Here is a 21,403-nt window from a genome sequence, read left to right as displayed (position 1 = left end):
CTATTAAAATGCTTACAAAATTACATCATCATACATGAAACCCTTGAACCTAACGTGAAAACGTGTAGGCACAAGGGTTATTCCCGTTGTACCTACACTCTACTAAAGAGCCTTGTAGGTATTTTGTCTACAAGGCTCTTTTTATTTTCGGTTTGGGTGGATGGAATGGGCATAAATTAAAGAGGGAAGGGTGTGTGAATTCAGATGACAAAGTGGAAACGGGCAAATCCGAATGGAACGAGAGATTACTTATTCGAAGAATGTACGTTAATTGAAGAAGTGGAACAAAAATTAAGACGGACCTTTTTAGAGAGAGGTTATGAAGAAATAAGGACACCTACAATTGAATTTTATGATGTTTTTGCATTTCAAAACAGGCCGATAGATGAAGAAAAGATGTATAAATTTTTCGATGAAAAAGGACGGATTATCGTTTTACGCCCAGATATGACAATTCCTTTAGCAAGAGTAATTGGAACACAGAGAGGGGATATTCCTCTTAAAGTAACTTATAGCGGGAATGTATTTCGGGCGAATGAGTCCCTTACTGGGAAATATAATGAAATAGTACAAAGTGGTATTGAAATTATCGGGATTGAAAATGTAAGGGCTGAAATTGAATGTGTGATAAGCGTAATTCAAGCACTTCAAAAATTAAAGGTACAATCTTTCACAATTGAGATTGGGCAAGTGCAGTTATATAAATGTATCGTAAAAAAGCTCCCCATTAATGATGAAGAAGAGAAGTTACTTAGAACGTATATTGAAAGTAAAAATTATGCCGGACTCTCAAACTTTATAGAAGAAAAGAAATTAAATCGGTGTGATGAAACAGTAAGGTTACTTGAGAAACTACCAAGGTTATTCGGGAGTTTAGATGTTGTTGAGGAAGCAGAAAAACTCGCCTCAAGTAATGAAATGAAAATGGCCATTGCGAGAGTGAAAGAAATATATGAAACAATTGAACAGTTAGGATATGGCTCTTACATATCAATTGATTTAGGTATGGTTCAACATTTGGATTATTATACGGGTGTTATTTTCAAAGGGTATATATATGAAATTGGAGAAGAGATTGTTAGTGGCGGAAGATATGATGAGTTAATTGGAAATTTTGGAGAGATGATGCCAGCGGTTGGGCTCGCGGTGCAAGTAAATCAAATAGTTAAGGCACTTCAAGAGCAGCAAGAACCATATAAACGAAAGAGAATAGATATTATGATTCATTATGAGTTAAATAGATTAGCAGAAGCGGAAAGGTTACGAAATTTACTGCAAAAGGACGGGGAAAATGCCCAGTTATCTTTATTCTCTAATTTAAACGATACTTTTCAATTTGCAAACAAGAATAAAATAATGACAGTCGTTGAGGCGAAGAGTGAGTCACTAGTGGAATATGTATGGAGAGAGAAATGGATCATCCAGAAAGAAGGGGAGGCTTCATGCGTAACATTCAAATTGCGTTAACGAAAGGAAGATTAGAAAAGCATGTTATTCCACTGTTTGAAAAAATTGGAATTGATTGTTCGGAGCTCAAAGATAAAGGAAGAAAACTTGTGTTTAAAAGTAAAAACACAAACATTTCATTTATTTTAGTGAAAGCGGTAGATGTTGCTACTTATGTAGAACATGGCGTAGCTGATATTGGAGTCGTTGGAAAAGATATATTAATGGAATTTGAGAAAGATATATATGAGATGGTCGATTTAGGAGTGGGCGTGTGTAAATTTTGTGTCGCTTCTATTCCTACGTATAATCCGAAGAGTTATCGAAAAAAACGAATTGCTACGAAATATCCGCACATTACTTCTACATATTTTCATGATAAAGGGGAGGATGTAGAAATTATTAAAATAGAAGGATCTGTAGAGATTGCTCCACTTCTAGGTTTGGCAGATGCCATTGTTGATATTGTTGAAACAGGAAAAACATTACAAGAAAACGGGTTAATTGTATTTGAGGAAATGTGCTCTATATCAGCTCGAATGATTGTGAATAAGGCTGCATTGAAAACTAAAAAAGACGAAATATTCTGTATTATAAATATGATGGAACAAGAAATTTTGTCAGGGAAATAGGGGGACTTTAAATGGAGATAGTTTTTGAAGATTTCCAAGAGGCTTTATCGAAAATAAAATCGCTACGAGAAAGCGCTAATATAATAGAAGAAACTGTTCAAAGAAGTGTAAGTGAAATTGTTCAAAACGTAAGGAAGAGTAAAGATGAGGCTTTATCGTTCTATACAAAAAAGTTTGATGGTGTAGAGACAAAAGATTTTCGTGTAAGTGAGGAAGAAATAAAACAAGCAAGTAAGTTTGTAGAACAAGCTTTTTTAGAAGCGTTAAAAGAGGCGAAGAAAAATATTATCTCGTATCATGAAAAGCAAAAAAGACAATCTATGTTTGATTGCGTGAGTGAAGGGGTAATTAGAGGGCAGCTTATTCGTCCGTTAGAAAATGTAGGTGTATATGTGCCGGGCGGGACTGCTTCGTATCCTTCATCAGTATTAATGAATGTATTGCCAGCAAAACTCGCAGGAGTGAAAAAAATTGTAATGGTAACACCGCCGAAGCAAGGAGGAATTGATCCGCATATTTTAGCTGCTGCAAGTCTTGCAGGTGTAGATGAAATATATATGGCCGGTGGTGCTCAAGTAATTGCTGCTCTAGCATATGGAACGGAATCGATTCCTAAAGTAGATAAAATAGTTGGACCAGGGAATTTATATGTCGCGCTAGCGAAGCGAGAAGTATATGGGATAGTCAATATCGATATGATTGCTGGACCATCAGAAATTGTAGTTATCGCAGATGAAACAGGAAATGCCGAATATATTGCTGCTGATTTATTATCACAGGCAGAACATGACGAGAGGGCAACAGCTATTTGTATTACAACAAATATAAAGCTTGCTAAAGAAGTAGAAAGAGAAATAGAAAGGCAGCTAGAGACGTTGCCTAGAAGTGAAATCGCTCGTGAATCCATAAAAAGAAATGGAGCAATTTTTATTGTCCCTTCTTTAGAAGAGGCGTTTCATTTATCAAATGAAATCGCTCCAGAACATTTAGAGTTACACATAAAAGAGCCAATGAATGCTCTATCTTATGTAAAGCATGCTGGATCAATTTTTCTTGGTCCATATGCACCTGAACCGCTTGGAGATTATTTGGCGGGGCCGAATCACGTATTACCGACAAGTGGAACGGCAAGATTTTTTTCTCCGTTATCCGTCGATGATTTCGTAAAAAAATCAAGCTTCGTTTCGTATACGGAAGAAGCGTTAAGAAGTGTACAGCATCATATTGTAGAACTTGCAAATAAAGAAGGTTTACATGCACACGCAAGAGCAATCCAAATTAGGTTTAAGGAGGAAGAATAATGCGCGAGTCTAGTCAAGTACGTGAGACGACGGAAACAAAAATTAAATTAAGTTTGCAACTTGATGAAAGTACGAATGTTTCTGTGCAAACAGGAGTTGGATTTTTTGATCATATGCTAACTTTATTTGCTAGACACGGAAGATTTGGTTTGCAAATTGAAGCTGAAGGTGATGTATTCGTTGATGCTCATCATACGGTTGAAGATGTTGGAATTGTACTCGGAACTTGCTTGAAAGAATCATTGCAAAATAAAGAGGGGATTAACCGTTACGGCTCAGCGTATGTACCGATGGATGAATCTTTAGGATTTGTCGCGATTGATATAAGCGGGCGCTCATATATTGTATTTCAAGGTGAATTAACAAATCCGAAGCTAGGGGATTTTGACACAGAATTAACGGAAGAATTTTTTAGAGCAGTTGCTCATGCTGCAAATATTACGTTACATGCTCGCATTTTATACGGAAGCAATACACATCACAAAATTGAAGCTTTATTTAAAGCGTTCGGTCGAGCGCTTAGAGAGGCAGTCGATAAAAATGCCAATATTAATGGTGTAAATTCAACGAAAGGGATGTTGTAATTGATTGCAATTATAGATTATGGAATGGGAAATATTCGTAGTGTGGAACAAGCATTAAAATATATTGGAACAGAGTACATCATAACGGATGATAAAAAAGAAATATTGAGAAGTGATGGAGTTATTTTACCAGGAGTAGGCACATTTCCGAAAGCGATGGGCGTTTTAGAAGAAAAAGATTTAGTATGTGTGCTAAAAGAAGTTGGGAGTTTAGGAAAACCGCTTCTGGGTATTTGCTTAGGAATGCAGCTTTTATTTGAAAGAAGTGAGGAATTACAAAATTGTAACGGATTAAATTTATTGCCAGGTGTTATTCGAAAGTTAAAAGTTCCTTATAAAATTCCACATATGGGGTGGAATGAATTAAAAAAAGAAGGAGAAATATCGCTTTGGAATGGAGTAGAGGACGGTTCTTTCGTATATTATGTCCACTCTTATTATGCAGATTGTCCGAATGAAATTGTGTATGGGGCAAGTGAATATGGAGTGAAAGTACCTGGTTTTGTAGCAAAAGGAAATATATTTGGCGCACAGTTTCATCCTGAAAAAAGTGGGGAAATTGGGATGCGAATGTTAAAAAATTTCAAAGGGGTGGTAGAAGCATGGAAATCTTCCCAGCTATCGATATAAAAGAAGGACGATGCGTCAGGCTTTATCAAGGAGAGTTTAGTAAAGAAACGGTGATGAATGAAGATCCAGTCGCACAAGCAATCATATTTGAAAAACTTGGAGCGAAAATACTACACGTTGTTGATTTAGATGGAGCAATTGTTGGGGAGTCAGTAAATTTACCTGTCATTGAAAAAATATGCAAGGCGGTACGTATTCCGGTGCAAATTGGAGGAGGAGTTCGGTCACTCGCGGCAGTGGAGAAGTTGTTGTCAGTAGGTGTAGAAAAAGTGATATTAGGAACGGCTGCCCTTTACGATAAATCATTTTTAGAAGAAGCGGTTCGTCTATATAAGGAGCAAATCATAGTTGGAATTGATGCGAAAAATGGTTTCGTAGCAACGAGGGGCTGGTTAGATGTGTCTGAAATTTCGTACATCGATTTAGCGAAGCAAATGGAAATTGTAGGTGTTCAAACGATTGTGTTTACGGACATTTCAAAAGATGGGACACTTGCAGGACCAAATTTTGAGCAATTAGAGTTACTGCAAAAAAGCGTGGGTATTCGTGTGATTGCATCTGGAGGTGTCGCATCTATTCAAGATGTGAAAAGATTAAATGATATGAACATATATGGCGTCATTATTGGGAAGGCACTTTACGAGAAAACGATTGATTTAGAAAAAGTGTTACAGGTAACAAAACTATGTTAGCAAAACGAATTATTCCATGTCTAGATGTGAAAGGAGGGCGGGTAGTAAAGGGTGTGAATTTTATAGGGTTACAAGACGTCGGTGATCCTGTTGAAATAGCCGCATTATATAATGATGCGGGAGCAGATGAAATCGTATTTTTAGACATTACTGCGACGCATGAAGGGCGAAAAACGATTATAGATGTTGTAGAAAAAACTGCTTCAAAAGTATTCATACCTCTCACAGTTGGCGGGGGGATTTCAAGTGTTAAAGATATGTACAATTTACTAAGAGTTGGAGCAGATAAAGTTTCAATAAACTCAGCGGCAGTGAGAAATCCGAAGTTAATCCAGGAAGGTGCGGAACATTTTGGCTCACAATGTATTGTCGTAGCAATTGATGCTAGAAAAGTAGAGGAAGATAAATGGAATGTATACGTGAACGGCGGAAGAGTCGATACAGGGATGGATGCAATCGAATGGGCAAAGCGCGTTGTTAAGCTCGGGGCAGGAGAAATTTTACTGACGAGTATGGAGGCAGATGGAACAAAAAATGGATATGATCTTCGTTTAACAGGAGCAATTTCAAACAGCGTTTCTGTTCCAGTAATTGCATCAGGTGGATGTGGTCATGTGGATCACATTATAGAAGTATTTCAAAAGACAACAGTTGATGCAGCATTAGCGGCATCAATCTTTCATTATGGTGAAGCGACTGTACAAGATGTAAAGAGAAAATTAAGAGAAGCAAACGTTGAGGTGCGGTTATGAAACCTAATTTTGCAAAAGGATTGATACCAGCTGTTGTTATCGAGGAAGATACGAAAGAAGTTTTAATGTTAGCTTATATGAATGAAGAAGCGTATGACAAGACGCTGGAAACGAAAAGAACATGGTTTTATTCCCGTTCGAGACAATCGTTATGGAATAAAGGAGGTACATCGGGAAATGTCCAATATGTGCAATCACTTTATTTAGACTGTGATCAAGATGCAATCGTTGTTGTTGTAAAGCAAGTAGGGCCTGCTTGCCATACGGGAGAAAAAACGTGTTTTCACTACAAAATTATATAGGGGGATACATATGGAAGATATCCTTAAGTTATTATTTGAAACAATTGAAGAACGAAAGAAAAATCCACTCTCTGAATCATATACGAATTATTTATTTTCAAAAGGTGAAGATAAAATTTTAAAGAAAATTGGTGAGGAGTGCACCGAAGTAATTATTGCGTCTAAAAATAATGATAAAGAAGAAATAGTAAAAGAAATGGTTGATGTGTTCTATCACTGTTTTGTTCTATTAGCCGAAAAAAATATTCCATTAGAAGATGTCATGCAAGAAGTGAAAGAAAGAAATGGAAAGCTTTCGCGAGTAGGGGACAGAAGAGAAATAGATACATTATAAGGGGGAATATGGATGAAAGTGGACTATCACATTCATTTAGAAGAAGGGCCATATTCAATAGGGTGGCTAGCTAAAATAAATGATGCGCTACAATATTTTGAACCGCTTAAAGAAGAAAAACATTCTATGGAATGGCTTATGAAAACACAAGAACGCCTGCAAAGACGTGTGAAGGAAGGTCCATTTACAGCGAAATGGATTGATTTATATTTAGAAGAAGCTGAGCGAAAAGGTATAAAAGAAGTTGGCATTGTCGATCATTTATATCGTTTTCATGAAGCGAAAGGATATTATGAAAAGTATGTAGATATTAGTGATTCTAAGCTTGGTCGCCTGCAAAAAGAATGGTTAGATCAAGTAAGAGTAACGTCTATTTATGATTTTACAAAGGCGATTGAAGAGGCAAAAGAGCGATGGAGTAAACGAGGGATAACGCTCAAACTTGGAATTGAAGCGGATTATTTTATCGGGGGTGAACAAGAGTTAAAAGGTTTACTAGCATTAGGAGACTTTGATTATGTAATCGGTTCGGTCCATTTTATAGATGGATGGGGATTTGATAATCCAGATACGAAAGAGTATTTTGGTACGCATGAGTTACATACTTTATATCACACGTTTTTCGCTACAGTTGAAAGTGCTGTTCGTTCCGATCTTTTTGATATTATAGCTCACCTCGATAACATAAAAGTATTTAATTACCGGTTAGATGAGAGTGAACAGCTTTCTTATTATAAGGAAATTGCTCGTGCGTTAGTGGAAACAAATACAGCAACAGAAATAAATGCGGGATTGTACTATCGATATCCTGTGCGCGAAATGTGCCCAAGTCCGCTTTATTTACAAGTATTAGCTAAGCATGGAGTTCCGATTACTCTATCCTCAGATGCCCATTATCCGAATGATTTAGGAAAGTATGTGGAAGAGAATATAAAGACATTACGCAATCATGATATTTCTCACATAGCTACATTTACGAAACGAGTAAGAACGATGAGATTGCTTGAAGAAGAAGGAATAATTTCAAAATGAAACACGATTTTTTGATGAAAATCACCCTTTTTGTTCAAAATAAGAAAGAATGAAAAGGAGGATAAAAAATGGCGAAACAACAAAATAAACAAAACGTACAAGCGGCAGATCAAGCCTATACTTCTGAAACAAATAATACTGCTAACTCAGTTATTGAGGAACAAATTAGCGATACAGTTGCAGAAGGAACAATCGATGCGAAGCTTGGGAAAGAATCGCAAGAAAAAGCGTAAAAAGAGGGGAGAGTTGCATCTCCTCTTTTTTTATGGAAAAGTGTCGATTTTCAAAACTATAATCAAATTCCTTGGTTTTTATATGTAGATTTCTTACAATGAAATATAAGAGATATCATATTTTGTATAGAAGAGGTGTTAGTAGTGGCGAAAATATTAGTAGCAGGGAAAATTCCAGAAATCGGATTAGAATTATTGAAAAATCATGATGTAGAAATGTACAATAAAGAAGAATTAATTAGTGTAGAAGAGTTAGCAGAACGTGCAAAAGATAAAGATGCACTTTTAAGCTTACTTTCTACGAAGGTATCGAAAGAGGTTATTGACGCAGCACCAAACTTGAAAATTATCGCAAATTATGGTGCTGGTTACGATAATATTGATTACACATATGCTGGAGAAAAGGGTATTGCTGTTACAAATACGCCGAAAGTATCTACAGAGGCAACAGCAGAATTAACGTTTGCACTGCTTTTAGCAGCGGCACGTAGAATTCCTGAAGGGGATACGTTATGTCGTACAACTGGATTTAACGGCTGGGCACCATTATTTTTCTTGGGTCGTGAAGTGCACGGTAAGACAATTGGAATCATTGGCCTCGGAGAAATTGGGAAGGCAGTTGCAAAGCGTGCGAGAGCATTTGGAATGAATGTTTTATATACAGGACCAAATCGAAAGCCTGAAGCTGAAAGTGAACTGGAAGCGACATACGTAACGTTGGAAGAATTATTACAAACAGCGGACTTTATTACAATTAACTGTGCTTATAATCCGAAATTACATCATATGATTGATGAAGAACAGTTTAAAATGATGAAGAAAACAGCATATATTGTAAATGCTTCACGTGGACCAATTATGCATGAATTTGCACTTGCTCATGCACTAAAAACGAATGAAATTGAAGGTGCAGCTCTTGACGTGTTTGAATTTGAACCGAAAATTACAGAAGAGCTAAAAGGATTAAAGAATGTGGTGCTTGCTCCTCACGTAGGAAATGCAACATTCGAAACACGTGATGCAATGGCTGAAATGGCAGTAAGAAATATTTTAGCTGTATTAAATGGTGAAAAACCTGTAACACCTGTAAATCAAAAAGTATTAGTTACAAAATAAAAAAGAAACCTTCCGAAATACGGAAGGTTTTTTTATTTTTCTTTATTCGCTTTTTTAGAAGGTCTTTGTCTAATAAATTGAGATAACATATACAAAATGTATAGTGGAATAGCAATGAATAAGAAAACAGAAATGTTGCCAAAACTTGTTTGGTACATTGTGATAATAATTCCAACTAAAAATAGTGTAATAATTATGCTATATCGTGGAATTGGTACATCTTTTAAACTTGGGATACGAACACGGCTCACCATTAAAAATGCGAACGTTACAAATACGGTAATGAGAACGATTTTTGGAATGGTATGTGAAAATAATGTTAAGAAAGCAACAAGCCCTCCTGCTGCAGTAATCGGAACTCCAGTGAAATATTTCATAGAAGTAGAAGATGGTGTTACATTAAATCGTGCTAAGCGATATGCTCCGAACAGAGGGAATAATCCCGCTATGTATAGTCCAATGATTCCATAGTTGGAAAAAGATGTGTAATACATTAAAACAGCAGGTGCTGCGCCAAATGTTACAACATCCGCGAGTGAATCAAGCTCTTTTCCCATTTGTGAATCAACGCGTAATAAACGAGCGACACGACCATCAAGACTATCTAACATCATCCCGATCAGTACTAAAATAGCAGCTGATTTATAATAGCCTAAAGATGCATAGCCGATTGACAAAAATCCGCTATATAAATTACCGAGCGTAAATAAGTTTGGAATAGCTGCTCTATACAAAATCTGATCCCTTGCTTTCTGTTATAAATTCTTAATTAGTGTATGAAAGTTTACTTATTTTATCATACCATAAATTTCTTTCTCATACGAAAAAAATTCCCAATTTGTGAAAGATTGTATAGAAGAGAAATTTGAAAAATAAGTAAAAAAAGGAAGCAACTTTTGTGAAGTTGCTTCCTACACTATTCAAATTTCGTTGTCATCGTTCCGGTTTTATATCGATTGTTAGGATCAAATCGTAATAAATCTCCATAAATGAGTTTGTCGGATAATTTTAATTCTGTTTTTGCTTTTTCAATATAAGGCTGACATAGTGTTAAATCAGCTTCTTCACCTGTGCTTCTTTTATAGCACATATTTTTTGTATAAACATAATCTTCCGAAACAAAACTGCCGTCCCGCATTACCATAAGAGGGTCTTTTTCTTTCGTAAATAAGTCTGTTCCAAATTCTACGGATTGATTTGTTTTAATACCAAGTAAATGAAGTAACGTTGGTTTAATATCAATTTGACCAGATACTTTAGAGATGACTTTTCCTTCTTGGCCAGGCACATGAATAATGAGAGGGACGCGTTGTAATTGCATAGAATCAAACGGTGTAATAGCGTCTTTCCCAAGGAACTGAGCCATAGCTGCATTATGGTTTTCAGAAATGCCGTAATGATCACCATAAATGACAATAACGGAATTATCATATAGTCCTTCGTCTTTCAATTGTTTAATAAATAATTTAAGAGCTTCATCTGTGTAACGAACGGTTGGGAAGTAGCGATTTAAAACACCACTTTCGGAATTAAATTCATCAACATATTGATCTTCTGGATTTAGAAGAAATGGAAAATGGTTTGTTAACGTAATAAATTTTGTATAGAACGGTTGTGGTAAAGATTTTAACTTTGGAATAGATTGCTCAAAGAACTCTTTATCTTTTAATCCCCAACCGACAGACATTTGTTCCGTTCCTACGTAATCATTTAAATTAAAGTAACGATCATATCCAAGCGCAGGATACATTACGTCACGATTCCAAAACGTTTTATCGTTTGAATGGAAGACAGCAGAAGAATATCCGTATTTCTTTAATTGTTCTGGTGTGGCAGTGTATTCATTTGTTGCATGAGTAAAGAATACAGAACCACGGTCTAACGGATAAAGGGAATTTTCAACGATAAATTCAGCATCAGAAGTTTTACCTTGTCCCGTTTGATGATAGAAGTTATCGAAATAAAAACTATCTTTAATAAACTCATTTAAAAATGGAGTAATCTCTTTTCCATTTATTTTTTTATTAATAACAAAACTTTGTGTAGATTCCATTGAAATTAAAATTACATTTTTACCCTTTGCAGCTCCAAATAAGTTTTTATCAACTTGTTTATCTTTTGAGTCTGTATAGTTTTTAATTTCAGAGAACCCGTCTCCACTTGCAAATACACGCTCAGCTGAAGACTTAGATTGAAGTGTAATATCAAATAGATGATATGTGTATAACCCTAAATTTTTCACGACAGTTTGACGATCAAATGAGCGTGAGAACATTTGTGGTTTATATATAACTGAAACAACAATTTGTAGTGCTAATAATACTGTTACACCGCTAAAGAAAGTTCGCTTCTCAGAGCGAGAAAGGGGTGTTTTATCACCAAATGATGGGAATTTACGCAAAATAAACATTAAAATAATTGCGTCTGCAAATAAAAGTAATGTTTTATACGTAAAGAGTTCTTTTATACTCGTCCCTAAGTCAGCCATATTATTTGTTTGGAATAAAACAGGGAAAGTAACAAAATCGTTATAGAACCCGTAAAACATTGCATTTCCAAATAAAATAAATGACAGTATAAAACTAATTACAATAATAATTCGGTTTCGGTACTTAGATGCAAGTAAAGCGAAACCAAAAAATAAAAGTAACGAAGCTAGTGGGTTAATAAAAAGCATAAACTCTTCAAAGAAGTTATCAATTCTAATATCAAATGCTAGCTTGTACACAATATATGTTTTTATCCATAATAAAACGACTGCAACTAGTGCAAATCGCAGTTTTGGAAACAGATTTTGTAGCATAATATACTCCTCTCCTAAAAGCATGACGGTTCTTGTGAGCCGGTTTGATTAGCGCCTCATTTTATATATACGAACAGTCCTTTGTTATTATGTTTATTATACTATGAGTATCATTATACGAAAATAAAAGAGAGTTGTGGGCTTTTTTATAATAATTGAGTAGAAAAAGGGCAGTGGGAGACAATAAAACGGAGTTTCTATGTATGATAATTATCGTGCGCAAAAAGAATCGAGTAATAAAACGGAGGTTATAATGCGAAAATTATTATATTTTATAGTATGCAGTAGTGTTATACTTTTTGCTTCACCGAGTGTGTCGGTAGCACAATATGATGCACCCCTTATGGAAGATGCCCTTTATTCTGTTTTATTTCCAAAAATAAATAAGTCAATTGAAAAACAATATGGGAGCTTGAAGCCTTATCAATGTCCTAAAATTATTAGTTTAAAAAAAGTGTATAGTGGTACATATTTATTTCAAGCGAGTATTGAAGTAACGAAGTATGAACAGGTTGGTGGGAAAATTGTTCCACCATTTGAGAAGGTAACGATTACATTTAATAACGAAGAGGGCGAATGGGAAGTGACAAAGGTTTCAGTAAAGCGCTTACCAAATGATACGAAATTAAACTGTAAAAAAACAATATAAAAAATTGTTTGACAAATAAAATGGTCCTTTGGTATTGTTAATAGCAACAATTAGATGTTTGAAAATTAAATAGACTTACCTCATCTACTCTCAAAGGTAGAGGCCGCGATAGGAAAGAGTAAGCTATGGGAGATTTAATGGAATCTGTGATCATAGGTTGAAAGGGACTATTGCCGAAATATAAGAATAACCATCTTATTCATATATTGGGACTGCATTGAATAAATGTAGTACTGTCATAAGATTTATTTTATGAAGAGCTATTTGGAGATGTTGATGCGGTTTCTTATTTTGAGGAGATAACAACTCGTTTATTTTTTCAATATATATTTTTCCTAATAAGAAACGCGTGTGAACATTGTTCCGCGCGTTTTTTGTCTATCTAAAAGCGTGCTGCAATGAATAGAAGATTGGGGTTATGAGTTTTAGAGGAAATAAGGGAGGAATTCAAATGTATTTACACGGCACAAGCCGAATCAATGGGCAAGGACACTTAGAAATTGGTGGGTGCGATACGACGCAGCTAGCAAAACAATACGGAACACCACTTTATGTATACGATGAAGAGTCTATTCGAGGAAAGTGCCGCGCGTTTCATCGTGCTTTTAAAGAAAGTGGTTTCTCTTATCAAGTAGCATATGCAAGCAAGGCGTTCTTGTGCATGGAGATGTGCCGAGTAGCTCGTGAAGAGAATATGTCTTTAGATGTTGTTTCTGGAGGAGAATTATATACTGCGCTCCAAGCTGGTTTTCCGGCATCGCGTATTCATTTTCACGGAAATAATAAAACAGAAGAAGAAATGATTATGGCTCTTCAGGCGAATATCGGTTGTTTTGTAGTAGATAATTTCTTAGAATTAGAAATCTTACATGATTTAGCAATGCAACATGGGAAATTTGTGAACATATTAATCCGTGTAACGCCTGGAGTAGAGGCACATACACACGAATATATAACAACAGGTCAAGAGGATTCGAAATTTGGATTTGGTGTTTCAAATGGTCAAGCGATGCAAGCAATTGAGCTTGCCTTGCAAAAATCAAATTATAATGTGCTAGGAATTCACTCGCACATCGGATCACAAATATTTGAAACGGCTGGATTTGTTCGAGCAATTGAAGTACTCCGCCAATTTTTAGAAGAAGTGAGAGAGCGAACACATTATGTGATGAAAGTATTAAATGTGGGCGGAGGTTTCGGTATACGTTATACGGATTCAGATACACCGTTAACACTTGAAACGTATGTGCACGCTGTAACAAGTACGATAAGAGAACAATTTACATTATGTGAATATCCGCTTCCAGAAATATGGATTGAACCAGGTCGTAGTATTGTAGGTGATGCTGGAACAACACTTTATACAGTCGGAGCGGTGAAAGAGATTCCTGGCATTCGGAAATATGTTTCAGTCGATGGTGGAATGACAGATAATTTAAGACCAGCGCTATACGGAGCCCGTTATGAGGCGATGTTGGCGAATCGAGGGAATGATGAGAATGAGGAACTCGTTTCGATTGCTGGGAAATGCTGTGAAAGTGGAGATATGCTGATTTGGGATATTAACTTACCGCAAGTTGCTTCTTCTGATTTACTAGCAATTTCTTGCACGGGGGCATATGGGTACTCGATGGCGAATAATTATAATCGTATTCGTAGACCAGCTGTCGTCTTTGCAAAAGGCGGGACGTCACAAATTGTCGTAGAACGTGAAACATATGAAAATATCATTGGGAACGATCGCATACGTATTAAAGAGCTGGTGTGAATGAGAAAGAAGGAGTTGTCTAGTAAAGGCAGCTCCTTTTAAAAAAATAAAAATAATTAAATATATCGGAAAACTAGGATTGAAAAAAATCAGAATTGTGATAAAATACAAATACAAAGCTTATCAAGAGAAGCGGAGGGAACTGGCCCTACGAAGCTCGGCAACCTGCTTATAGAAAGCAAGGTGCTAAATCCAGCAAAATGGAATCCATTTTGAAAGATAAGGTAAAATATATTACCGAACAGTCTTTTCGAAATGGGAAAGATTTTTTTTATGAATAAAAAGGGGGGCTGTTTGCGTGAGCGTACGGGAGCATTTTGATGAAGTATCTGAGAAAATTCAAGCGATGCTTGCTGATATGAAATATGGTTCCATTACAATTGTTGTGCAAGATGGAAAAGTGATTCAATTAGAAAAAAGTGAAAAGGTTCGTTTAAAGTAAAAAGCGCTGACTAGAAAAACTAGAGGCGGTTTTAATCTATTTTTAATAGGTTAAAGCCGTCTTTTTGCTTTTACAGGGGGAAAAAACATGTTGACGTACGAAACGTGGAAAGAAAATAGTGTTTCATTTTCTGAAGAAGATGAAACGAAAGGCGCGCTATCAGTATTAAGTTGGGCTTATAACGAATATAAAGATGAAATTGTATATGCATGTAGCTTTGGGGTGGAGGGAATGGTTTTATTGCATCTTATAAACCAAGTAAATCCATCTGCTAAAGTTGTATTTTTGGATACAAATGTTCATTTTCAAGAAACATACGAATTAATTAAGAAGGTACGCGAGAGATTTCCTTCATTAAATATTATAGAAAAACAGCCAGAACTTACACTCGATGAACAAGCGAAGCTTCATGGAGAGAAGTTATGGGAAAGTAATCCGAATCTTTGCTGTAGTATTAGAAAAATTTTACCGTTAGAAAAATCATTAGCAGCGGAAAAAGCGTGGATATCAGGCTTAAGAAGGGAACAATCAGAAACGCGTAAGCATACACAGTTTATAAATCAAGATCGTCGTTTTCAATCTATTAAAGTTTGTCCACTCATTCATTGGACTTGGAAAGAAGTTTGGCGATATGTATATAAACATAGTTTGCCGTATAACCCATTGCATGATGTTGGCTATCCGAGTATTGGGTGTGAGAAATGTACATTACCTGTAGGTGATGGTGGCAACTCAAGAGATGGAAGATGGGCTGGGAAAATGAAGACGGAATGTGGCCTTCACTTTCAATGAGATAGATTTTGAAATAAAGCTAAGAAGGGATATAAGAAGATGAGTACAACAAATGAATTAGTAAACCGCATTGATGAAACATATGAAATATCGAACATTGTAAAGGAAATCGAGATAGACAAAATTGCACTTAGTGATTTAGAACTTTTGGCGACAGGAGGATATAGCCCTCTTACAGGATTTTTAGGGAAGAGAGATTATGATTCAGTAGTAGAAACGCTTCGTTTAGCAAATGGTAGCGTATGGAGTATACCGATTACACTACCGGTAACAGAAGAAGTAGCCGAGAAACTGCAGGCTGGAGAGGAAGTAAAACTTGTCAACGCCGGAAATGTATATGGTGTTATTCAAATAGAAGATATTTTTGTACCAGATAAAGAAAAAGAAGCGTTACTTGTATATAAAACGACGGATGAAGCACATCCAGGTGTGAAAAAATTATATGAACGACCAAACGTTTACGTTGGAGGAGCTATTATTCTTACAAAACGCTTTGGAAATAATCCGTTTCCTTCTTATCATTTAGATCCAATTGAAACGAGAGAAGAATTTAAAAAACGCGGTTGGAAAACAGTAGTTGGATTTCAAACGAGAAACCCAGTACATCGTGCCCATGAGTATATTCAAAAATCTGCCCTTGAAATTGTAGATGGTCTCTTTTTAAATCCGCTCGTTGGGGAAACGAAGTCAGATGATATTCCTGCTGATGTAAGGATGGAAAGCTATGAAGTATTACTTCAAAACTATTATCCGAAAGATCGTGTCTTTTTAGGTGTATTTCCTGCAGCAATGCGTTACGCAGGACCAAGGGAAGCGATATTTCATGCACTAGTAAGAAAGAACTTTGGTTGTACCCACTTTATTGTAGGGCGTGATCATGCTGGGGTAGGGGACTATTACGGAACATATGAAGCGCAGGAAATCTTTACGAATTTTACAGTAGAAGAGTTAGGGATTACGCCGTTATTTTTTGAACATAGTTTTTACTGCACGAAATGTGAAGCAATGGCTTCAACGAAAACATGTCCGCATGGAAAAGAAGACCGTGTCATTTTATCGGGTACGAAAGTACGAGAAATGTTAAGGAATGGTGAGATTCCGCCAAGTACATTTAGTCGTAAAGAAGTAGTGGAAGTGCTAATTAAAGGTTTGAAAAAAGAAGTAGTAACAGAATAGGGAGAGAATGAGATGGATACGAATATTACTTGGCATACAGCTTCTGTTTCAAAAGATGAGAGAAGAGTGAAGAATGGGCATCACAGTTTTGTAGTTTGGTTTACTGGTTTATCAGCTTCGGGTAAATCTACAGTAGCGAATGCGGTTGCTCGTAAACTATTTGAAAAGAATATAGGAAATTATGTGCTAGATGGGGATAACATTCGGCACGGTTTAAATAAAGACTTAGGTTTTTCTGAAAGTGATCGTATGGAAAATATAAGACGTATTGGCGAAGTGGCGAAGCTATTTGTAGATCAAGGTACTGTTGTCCTTACAGCGTTCATTTCACCATTTCAATTAGATCGAAAACAAGTTAGGGATTTATTAGCGGCAGATGAGTTTATAGAAGTGTTTGTAAAATGTCCAATTGAAGAGTGTGAAAAACGTGATCCAAAAGGGTTATACAAAAAAGCGAGACAAGGTGATATTAAAGAGTTTACTGGTGTTGATTCACCGTATGAGGAACCAAAACAAGCAGAATTAATTGTAGAAACGCACAAGTATTCTATTGAAGAATGTGCAGAACAAATCGTGAAATACTTACAAGAGCGTAGTTTTATATAGGGGGATTAAAAATGACTTATGAAAAAGTATGGGCAAATAATGAAAAATTGAATCCGTCCGAGAAAAAGAAATTAGAAAAAGATGGATTAGAAATCTTTAATGATATTCCTTACTATGCGGAGAATGGATTTGAATCTATTCCGAAAGAAGAGTGGGACGCTTTTAAATGGGCAGGATTGTATTTGCAAAGACCAAAAGAAGCGGGCTATTTTATGATGCGTGTCAACATTCCTTCTGGAATTATTACAAATGCGCAGGCAGAGGTGCTGGCTTCCATTGCTGAAGATTATGGGCGTGATGTGTTAGATATTACGACAAGACAGGCGATTCAGTTTCATTGGTTAGAAATTGGGCAAATTCCGGATATTTTTAAGAGGTTAGCTAGAGTTGGTTTATCTTCAGCGGGGGCATGCGGTGATATTACGCGTAATATCACAGGAAATCCACTTGCTGGAATTGATGCGAATGAACTATTTGATACAACATCGATTGTTAAAGAAATATACGATTACTTCCAACATAATGAAGAGTTTTCTAATCTACCACGTAAATTCAAAATGTCTATTAGTTCTAACATTTATAATTCAGCAAATGCAGAGATTAACTGTGTGGCGTTTACACCTGCTACGAAAGAAATAAATGGTGAGGAAAAGGTTGGGTTTCATATAAAAATAGGCGGAGGATTATCAGCTCGTCCGTACTTAGCGGAAGAATTAGATGTATTCGTTTTACCAGAAGAAGTGAAGGCAGTGTCGATTGCAATTGCTACTATATTCCGTGATTTTGGATATCGTGAAAAGCGTCATTTAGCACGTTTGAAATTTCTTGTTGCTGACTGGGGTGCGGAGAAATTTAAAGAGAAACTAATAGAGTATACAGGACCATTGCAAAGTAAAGGGGGAAGTGCTCTCAAAGGCTGGAATGCAGGATACTTTTATGGCGTTCAAGATCAAAAACAAGCAGGATTAAAGTATGTCGGCTTTAATGTACCAGTAGGGCGTTTACACGCAGAGGAAATGTTTGAGATTGCAAGAATTGCGAAGAAATATGGAAACGGGCAAATTCGAACTTGTAACTCTCAAAACTTCATTATTCCGAATGTTCCGCCGGAAAAAGTTGCAGGATTATTAAGTGAACCGTTGTTTGAAGCAATTTCAGCAAATCCGAAATCGTTTATCGGTCATGCGGTTTCATGTACTGGCATTGAGTATTGCAATCTTGCGTTAGTAGAAACGAAAGAAAGATTACGCAAAATCGCAGAGTACTTAGATACACAAATTGCACTCGATGTTCCAGTTCGAATTCATATGGTAGGATGCCCGAACTCATGTGGTCAACGTCAAATTGCTGATATTGGTTTGCAAGGGATAAAACTGAAAGCGAAGGAAAAGGGAATCGTTGAGGCGTTTGAAATATATGTGGGCGGAACACTATTAGACGGAGGAGCATATAACGAAAAGTTAAAAGGGAAAATAGATGGAGAAGATTTGCCGGATGTTCTCGTGTCCTTTTTAAGTTATTTCCAAAAGAATAAATTACTAGCCGAAACGTTTTATGATTTCGTAGGACGTGTTGGAGTGGAAGAATTACAAATTGTACTAAATCGTGTATTAGAAGAAGTAATAGCATCTTAGGAGGGGCAATATGGACTTATATCGATTTGAAGCTGTATTAGTAAATAGTATTGTTCCAATTGTTGTCGTTGCTCAGAGTGAAGAACAGGCATTTAAGCTTGCGGAAATTGAGCTTGAAAAACATTTTTTACCGTTACCAGAAGTGAAAGAGATTTCTTTGTTTGAAAAAAAGAAGATTCGAAAAGGGGCGGCATTTGTTATTCATGAGTAGAGAACATGTAATACGAAATAATAGTAACTTCCATTCATGATTAAGAGTGGAAGTTTCATTTTATAGTAGAAATGAGGAGAGATTATGGGGAAGGTTTATATCGTCGGGGCGGGTCCTGGTGATCCGGATTTAATTACTGTTAAAGGGTTGAGATGCATCGAGAAGGCTGATGTTATATTGTACGACCGTCTCGTGAATAAAGAATTGCTTTCTCATGCAAAGCCTGAAGCGGATTTAATTTATTGCGGGAAACTCCCAAATTATCACACGATGAAGCAAGAGACAATTAACACATTTCTTATTAAATATGCGAAAAAAGGAAAAGTTGTAACGAGACTTAAGGGCGGAGATCCATTTGTATTTGGAAGAGGTGGAGAAGAAGCTGAAGCGTTAGCGAAGCAAAGTATCCCATTTGAAATTATTCCTGGTATTTCAGCTGGTATAGCTGCTCCTGCTTATGCTGGAATTCCAGTAACGCATCGCGATGCAAGTGCAAGTTTTGCTGTTGTGACAGGGCACCGGAAAGAAGGGGCTGAAGAGGAAGTGAAGTGGGAAAGTTTAGCGAAAGGTGTAGATACATTAGCGGTCTATATGGGGGTTAGTAATTTACCTTACATATGTGAACAACTAATAAAACATGGAAAAGATCAAAGTACACCTGCCGCTATCATTGAGTGGGGAACGACATCTATGCAGCGTACTGTTACAGCGACGTTAGGAACAATTGTAGATGTTGCCAAAAAAGAACGAATTCAAAATCCAAGTATGATTGTTATTGGAGAAGTTGTCCGTTTTAGAGAAAAGATACATTGGTTTGAGAAACAAACGGAAAATGCATATCAAGTAAGCGGAGTATTGTAAAATGAAGGCTGTTATATATATATGTCATGGAAGTCGTTTGAAAGCAGCAAAAGAAGAAGCGGTTGCATTTATTACGTCATGTATGAACCGTGTAGAGGCAAATATTCAAGAAATTTGTTTTTTAGAGCTAGCGAATCCTTCTATTGAAGAAGGATTTCGTACATGTGTGAAGCGTGGTGCTACAGAGATTGTCGCTATTCCTGTTTTTTTATTAGCGGCAGGACATGTAAAGAAAGATATTCCGTTTGAATTACGAAAGTTAAACGAGGAATATCCGGATATCAAAATAGTGTATGGTAATCCATTTGGTGTATCAGAAGTGCTTGTAAAAGCGGTATATAACGGAAGTGGTATTAAAGACTATAAAGAAGAAGTAACACTTTTGCTCGTTGCAAGAGGGAGTAGTGATCCGGAAACTTTACAAGACATAAAGTGGATTTCTTCTTTATTTCAAAAAGAAGAGAACATTAAAGAGGTGGAAGTTTGTTATTTAGCAGCCGCGGAGCCGAAGTTTGATGAGAGGTTGAAAGAAATTGTAGAACAAAAAGAACGGAACATTGTTGTGTTACCTTACTTATTATTTACAGGCTTACTCATGAAACATGTTGAGAAAGAAGTGCGTCAATATGAGTCGGAAGAGATAAAAATAAGTCCCTATTTAGGAAAGAATGTAGCGTTTCGAGAGATGTTAATTCAGAAAACAGAGGAAATATTGAAGGGAGATCAATATGTATCCACTTACAGTGCGAGTTGATAAGAAACGTGTTGTTGTCATTGGTGGAGGGAAAGTAGCGGGGTTTAAAATTATTCCTTTACTAAAACAAGGTGCGGATATAGTTGTGGTAAGTACAGAATTAGATGCGAATTTAGTGAAACTTGTAGAAGAAAAGCAAATTCGTTGGTATCAAAGAGAGTATGAGAAAAGTGATATTAAAGATGCTTTTTTAGTAGTTGCAGCGACTAGTGATTCGGTACTAAATGAACGAATTGCTGAAGATGTCTCGGTAAATCAATTGGTAAATGTTATTACGAATCCGGAAAGTGGAAATGTTCATTTTCCGGCGGCGTTTCATCGTGGTTTGCTTAATGTAGCTGTTTCTACAGGAGGAGCAAGCCCGAAATTGGCGAAAAAAATTCGTGACGATATCGCAAATAAATATGATGAGACATATGAAGCGTATCTTAATTTTTTATATGAAGTAAGAATAAAAGTGAAAGAATTACAAGTAGATAAGCGGCAGAGAAATATACTATTACAAGAAGTATTAAAGTCAGTATATGTTCTAAATGGAGAAAAAAGAGAATTGTTTTTACAAGAATTAGAGAGAAAGGTTCATATAGGATAATGAATAAATTGTGCTTTACAACTATAAGAATATAATTTATAATCACAAGTAACTTCAATAG

General features: G+C 36.2%; 25 protein-coding genes and 2 riboswitches. Of the genes, 23 read left to right on the top strand and 2 right to left on the bottom strand.

Annotated features, from left to right (window positions below; genetic code table 11):
- Positions 1–204 precede the first annotated feature (204 nt).
- From MHH66_RS19365 to MHH66_RS19310, 12 genes are all read left to right on the top strand, one after another.
- Positions 205–1,467 (top strand): ATP phosphoribosyltransferase regulatory subunit, encoded by a 1,263-nt coding sequence (locus tag MHH66_RS19365; RefSeq protein ID WP_078184169.1) that lies wholly within the window; start codon positions 205–207, stop codon positions 1,465–1,467.
- A complete protein-coding gene (gene hisG / locus MHH66_RS19360) occupies positions 1,443–2,078 on the top strand; it encodes an ATP phosphoribosyltransferase (protein ID WP_033708301.1) in 636 nt (211 codons plus the stop codon). Before MHH66_RS19365 ends, hisG begins: the two co-directional genes overlap by 25 nt.
- 11 nt (positions 2,079–2,089) lie before the next feature.
- Positions 2,090–3,379 carry a histidinol dehydrogenase gene (hisD, locus tag MHH66_RS19355; protein ID WP_063219064.1) on the top strand — a complete coding sequence of 430 codons (1,290 nt, stop codon included), beginning with the start codon at positions 2,090–2,092 and terminating at the stop codon, positions 3,377–3,379.
- Positions 3,379–3,963: an imidazoleglycerol-phosphate dehydratase HisB gene (hisB, locus tag MHH66_RS19350; protein WP_002030662.1), complete on the top strand. Its 585-nt coding sequence runs from the start codon at positions 3,379–3,381 to the stop codon at positions 3,961–3,963. The genes hisD and hisB overlap by 1 nt, the downstream gene beginning before the upstream one ends.
- Positions 3,964–4,593, top strand: a complete 630-nt coding sequence (gene hisH / locus MHH66_RS19345) for an imidazole glycerol phosphate synthase subunit HisH (RefSeq protein WP_002149511.1) — start codon at positions 3,964–3,966, stop codon at positions 4,591–4,593.
- Positions 4,566–5,285, top strand: a complete 720-nt coding sequence (gene hisA, locus MHH66_RS19340) for a 1-(5-phosphoribosyl)-5-[(5-phosphoribosylamino)methylideneamino]imidazole-4-carboxamide isomerase (protein WP_078184170.1) — start codon at positions 4,566–4,568, stop codon at positions 5,283–5,285. The genes hisH and hisA overlap by 28 nt, the downstream gene beginning before the upstream one ends.
- Positions 5,279–6,037, top strand: a complete 759-nt coding sequence (gene hisF / locus MHH66_RS19335; protein ID WP_078184171.1) for an imidazole glycerol phosphate synthase subunit HisF — start codon at positions 5,279–5,281, stop codon at positions 6,035–6,037. Before hisA ends, hisF begins: the two co-directional genes overlap by 7 nt.
- Entirely contained in the window at positions 6,034–6,339 is a 306-nt protein-coding gene (gene hisI, locus MHH66_RS19330; protein WP_002086731.1) for a phosphoribosyl-AMP cyclohydrolase, read from the top strand. Before hisF ends, hisI begins: the two co-directional genes overlap by 4 nt.
- Positions 6,340–6,349: 10 nt before the next feature.
- Positions 6,350–6,673 carry a phosphoribosyl-ATP diphosphatase gene (gene hisE / locus MHH66_RS19325; RefSeq protein ID WP_002011702.1) on the top strand — a complete coding sequence of 108 codons (324 nt, stop codon included), beginning with the start codon at positions 6,350–6,352 and terminating at the stop codon, positions 6,671–6,673.
- Positions 6,674–6,685: 12 nt separating this feature from the next.
- Positions 6,686–7,705, top strand: a complete 1,020-nt coding sequence (locus tag MHH66_RS19320) for a histidinol phosphate phosphatase domain-containing protein (RefSeq protein ID WP_063219060.1) — start codon at positions 6,686–6,688, stop codon at positions 7,703–7,705.
- A 68-nt stretch (positions 7,706–7,773) separates the two neighbouring features.
- Positions 7,774–7,938 carry a YozQ family protein gene (locus tag MHH66_RS19315; protein WP_002030670.1) on the top strand — a complete coding sequence of 55 codons (165 nt, stop codon included), beginning with the start codon at positions 7,774–7,776 and terminating at the stop codon, positions 7,936–7,938.
- A 135-nt stretch (positions 7,939–8,073) separates the two neighbouring features.
- Positions 8,074–9,054, top strand: coding sequence for an NAD(P)-dependent oxidoreductase (locus MHH66_RS19310; RefSeq protein ID WP_078184172.1), 981 nt, complete (start codon positions 8,074–8,076; stop codon positions 9,052–9,054).
- A 32-nt stretch (positions 9,055–9,086) separates the two neighbouring features.
- Here MHH66_RS19310 and pssA read toward each other — a convergent pair whose 3' ends face one another.
- Positions 9,087–9,788 (bottom strand): CDP-diacylglycerol--serine O-phosphatidyltransferase, encoded by a 702-nt coding sequence (pssA, locus tag MHH66_RS19305; protein WP_002011698.1) that lies wholly within the window; start codon positions 9,786–9,788, stop codon positions 9,087–9,089.
- A 182-nt stretch (positions 9,789–9,970) separates the two neighbouring features.
- Complete coding sequence (locus MHH66_RS19300; RefSeq protein WP_033708925.1) at positions 9,971–11,857, bottom strand: LTA synthase family protein; 1,887 nt, start codon at positions 11,855–11,857, stop codon at positions 9,971–9,973.
- Between the two features lie 253 nt (positions 11,858–12,110).
- On the opposite strand from MHH66_RS19300, the gene MHH66_RS19295 reads away from it, so the two are divergent.
- From MHH66_RS19295 to MHH66_RS19245, 11 genes are all read left to right on the top strand, one after another.
- Positions 12,111–12,506, top strand: coding sequence for a DUF3888 domain-containing protein (locus MHH66_RS19295; RefSeq protein ID WP_041868037.1), 396 nt, complete (start codon positions 12,111–12,113; stop codon positions 12,504–12,506).
- Between the two features lie 89 nt (positions 12,507–12,595).
- Positions 12,596–12,777, top strand: a riboswitch (Lysine riboswitch).
- A gap of 180 nt (positions 12,778–12,957) precedes the next feature.
- Positions 12,958–14,274: a diaminopimelate decarboxylase gene (lysA, locus tag MHH66_RS19290; RefSeq protein WP_002126306.1), complete on the top strand. Its 1,317-nt coding sequence runs from the start codon at positions 12,958–12,960 to the stop codon at positions 14,272–14,274.
- Between the two features lie 117 nt (positions 14,275–14,391).
- Positions 14,392–14,500: riboswitch (SAM riboswitch) on the top strand.
- Between the two features lie 72 nt (positions 14,501–14,572).
- Entirely contained in the window at positions 14,573–14,716 is a 144-nt protein-coding gene (locus MHH66_RS19285; protein ID WP_000116159.1) for a YezD family protein, read from the top strand.
- A gap of 87 nt (positions 14,717–14,803) precedes the next feature.
- A complete protein-coding gene (locus MHH66_RS19280; protein WP_002011694.1) occupies positions 14,804–15,508 on the top strand; it encodes a phosphoadenylyl-sulfate reductase in 705 nt (234 codons plus the stop codon).
- Positions 15,509–15,547: 39 nt separating this feature from the next.
- Positions 15,548–16,684, top strand: a complete 1,137-nt coding sequence (gene sat, locus MHH66_RS19275; RefSeq protein WP_002011693.1) for a sulfate adenylyltransferase — start codon at positions 15,548–15,550, stop codon at positions 16,682–16,684.
- A 12-nt stretch (positions 16,685–16,696) separates the two neighbouring features.
- Positions 16,697–17,290, top strand: a complete 594-nt coding sequence (gene cysC, locus MHH66_RS19270; RefSeq protein ID WP_063219058.1) for an adenylyl-sulfate kinase — start codon at positions 16,697–16,699, stop codon at positions 17,288–17,290.
- 11 nt (positions 17,291–17,301) lie between these two features.
- Positions 17,302–18,924 carry a nitrite/sulfite reductase gene (locus MHH66_RS19265; RefSeq protein WP_078184173.1) on the top strand — a complete coding sequence of 541 codons (1,623 nt, stop codon included), beginning with the start codon at positions 17,302–17,304 and terminating at the stop codon, positions 18,922–18,924.
- 10 nt (positions 18,925–18,934) lie between these two features.
- Positions 18,935–19,135, top strand: a complete 201-nt coding sequence (locus MHH66_RS19260; protein WP_000366913.1) for a DUF3906 family protein — start codon at positions 18,935–18,937, stop codon at positions 19,133–19,135.
- Between the two features lie 84 nt (positions 19,136–19,219).
- Entirely contained in the window at positions 19,220–19,996 is a 777-nt protein-coding gene (gene cobA, locus MHH66_RS19255; protein ID WP_002030683.1) for a uroporphyrinogen-III C-methyltransferase, read from the top strand.
- A 1-nt stretch (position 19,997) separates the two neighbouring features.
- Complete coding sequence (locus MHH66_RS19250; RefSeq protein WP_002030685.1) at positions 19,998–20,750, top strand: sirohydrochlorin chelatase; 753 nt, start codon at positions 19,998–20,000, stop codon at positions 20,748–20,750.
- On the top strand, positions 20,725–21,342 hold the full coding sequence (locus tag MHH66_RS19245; protein WP_078184174.1) for an NAD(P)-binding protein: 618 nt from the start codon (positions 20,725–20,727) through the stop codon (positions 21,340–21,342). The genes MHH66_RS19250 and MHH66_RS19245 overlap by 26 nt, the downstream gene beginning before the upstream one ends.
- Positions 21,343–21,403 lie beyond the last annotated feature (61 nt).

This window comes from Bacillus sp. FSL H8-0492 (assembly GCF_038006145.1).
Taxonomy (GTDB): domain Bacteria; phylum Bacillota; class Bacilli; order Bacillales; family Bacillaceae_G; genus Bacillus_A; species Bacillus_A mycoides.
The sequence above is the reverse complement of the archived record's forward strand: the minus strand, read 5'-3'. Positions and strand labels throughout refer to the sequence as shown.